We start from the raw sequence: 2,653 nt of genomic DNA, 5'->3' as shown, positions 1-2,653 counted from the left end.
GCACACGGACGACGACGCGACGCGCACGATCGCCGTCCACGAGACCGCCGAGGGGCGGATCCTCGGCACGGCGGCCTACATGTCGCCGGAGCAGGCCGAGGGCAAGCCCGTCGATCCGCGCAGCGACGTCTTCTCGTTGGGCATCCTCCTCTACGAGATGGCCACGGGCCGCAAACCCTTCGACGGCGAGACGGCGATCTCGACGATCAGCTCGATCGTCAAGGAGCAGCCGCGCAGCGCGCTCGAGGTCAACCGCGGGCTGCCGCGACATCTCGGACGCATGCTCGACCGGTGTCTCGCGAAGGACCCCGACCGCCGTTACCAGAGCGCGATCGAACTGCGCAACGAACTCGAACTGCTCGACCAGGAATCGAAGTCGGGCGAACTCGAGATGTGGGTGCCCTCGAGTGCCACGGGTGAATCCCGGGCGGCGAGGCGGGGTGTTCCGCTCGCGGCCTTCGGCGCCGCGCTCCTCGCGGTGGCGGTCGCCGCGTTCTTCGCCACGCGCGCGTTCACGGGCAGCGGTGTGGCCGGCGACGACGTGGCCGTCACGCACGTCGAACCCCTGACCCTGCAGGGCAACGTCGCGAGCTACCCCAGCCTGTCGCCGTCCGGCGACCTCTTCGCCTACCAGGCCGTCGACGGGGGCGATCTGGACATCTTCCTGCAGCGTATCGGGGGCCAGCGCCCCATCAACCTGACCGCCGACCACGACGGTCTCGATCGGCGCCCCGCGATCTCGCCCGACGGAGAACGCATCGTCTTCGAGTCGTCGCGTGGCGGCGGCGGAATCCACGTCATGGGAACGACCGGCGAGAGTGTACGCCGTGTCGTCGAGAACGGACACGATCCGGCCTGGTCTCCGGACGGCACCCGGATCGTCTACACCACTTCGCTCTGGTCGGACCCGGCCGGACGCAACACCGAGGGTGTCCTGTGGATCGTCGAGATCGACGGCGGAACACCGCGCGTGCTCACCGACGCGTCGATGGACGCGGTGCAGCCGGACTGGTCGCCCGACGGCCGGCGCGTCGTGTTCTGGAGCGTCGGATCACCGAGTGGCCGCCGCGATCTGTGGTCGATCGGCGTCGACGGCACCGGACTCGTTCGTCTGACCGACGACGAACCCCTCGACTACTCGCCGCGCTTCGGCCCGGATGGCCGCAGCGTGTGGTTCGTGAGCAATCGCACCGGCACCTACAACCTGTGGCGCCTGTCCGTCGATCCCCGCACGGGCGCGCCGACGGGCGTGCCCGCCGCGGTGACCATGCCCAACGACGAACTCTCCCGGATCGACGTCAAGGCCGACCGCATCGTCTTCGCGGCGCCGGACAACGACGGACAGGCGGTACGCATCGACCTGCCGGCGCGAGCGGACGCGCTCGGAACGGTGCGGCCGCTGACACGCGGTACCCTGTTCGTCCAGCGTCCCCGCCTGTCGCCCGACGGCACCCGCGTCGTCTTCTTCACGCCGGTCGGCACCGGCTTCCAGGACATCTACGTCGTCGACGGCGACGGTAGCGATCTGCGGCGCCTCACCGAGGATCCCCTCCGCGACCGCGGAGTGAGCTGGCATCCCGACGGCGAACGTCTGGTCTTCTACACCGACCGCAGCGGCAGCTACGAGATCTGGACCATGCGCGCCGATGGGAGCGACGCCCGGATGATCAGCGACATCGCCGAGCGCGGCCTCGACTCGCCGTGGTATCCGCGCATCTCCGCAGACGGAACGTTGATCGCGACGGTCAACGAAGCCGGTGTCACGATCTGGGACCTCGACCCCGCCACGGGGATGATGACCGCTCCCCGCGTGCCGCGGCATCCGAGCGGCCTGACCTTCTTCAGCGCGGCCGACTGGCACCCCCGCCGGTCCCTCCTCCTGGGCTGGATCGGCGAGGCGATCGAGAGTTCGGCTTCGATCTGGATCTATGACCTCGACGACGAAGCATGGACGGAACTCGTCATCGCCGCCGGCGCGCGGGGCTGGCAGTCGATGGACTTCTCCCCCGACGGCGAGACGGTCTACGTCCAGCGTCCCGACGACGCGATCGTCGCCGTCGACCTGGCCGACGCACCGCTTCCGGACCTCTTCGACCCCCGCGCCCGCGTCGTGGCCGAGGACATCCCGGCCTTCGGCATCGACGTGGCGCCCGACGGCCGGTGGCTGTTGACGGGGACCCGGCAGCAGGCGTCGGAGATCTGGGGCGCCACCCTGGCGACCGGAGACGGCGAATGATCGGCTCGAAGCTCGCCCACTACGAGATCACGGCCCTGCTCGGCAAGGGCGGCATGGGCGAGGTCTACCGCGCCCGCGACACGAAGCTTCAGCGGGAGGTCGCGATCAAGATCGTCTCGCCCCAGCTCGCCTCCGACCCCGAGCGCCTCGCGCGGTTCGCGCGCGAAGCCCGCACCCTGGCGTCGCTCCACCACCGTCGCATCGCGTCGCTCTTCAGCATCGAGGAGGCCGAGGGGCGAACCTTCCTGGTGATGGAACTCGTCGAGGGGATGGATCTGGCCGAACGCCTGGGAACCCACGGAGCCCCGTCCGTGGGCGAGGCCCTCCGGATCGGTCTGCAGATCACCGAGGGTCTTGAGTTCGCGCACGAGAAGGGCGTGGTGCACCGCGACCTCAAACCCGGCAACGTGAAGGTCA

2 protein-coding genes are annotated in these 2,653 nt (G+C 69.7%); both read left to right on the top strand.

The window, feature by feature from the left end:
• Nucleotides 1-2,236, top strand: a 2,236-nt coding sequence (locus tag VKA86_00780) for a protein kinase (protein HKK69719.1), incomplete at its 5' end; no start/stop codon positions are given.
• A partial coding sequence (locus VKA86_00775) for a serine/threonine-protein kinase (GenBank protein ID HKK69718.1) occupies nucleotides 2,233-2,653 on the top strand: 421 nt, incomplete at its 3' end. The genes VKA86_00780 and VKA86_00775, both read left to right, overlap by 4 nt.

The organism is Candidatus Krumholzibacteriia bacterium, from assembly GCA_035268685.1.
In the GTDB taxonomy this organism is placed as follows: Bacteria; Krumholzibacteriota; Krumholzibacteriia; order JAJRXK01; family JAJRXK01; genus JAJRXK01.
The sequence above is the reverse complement of the archived record's forward strand: the minus strand, read 5'-3'. Positions and strand labels throughout refer to the sequence as shown.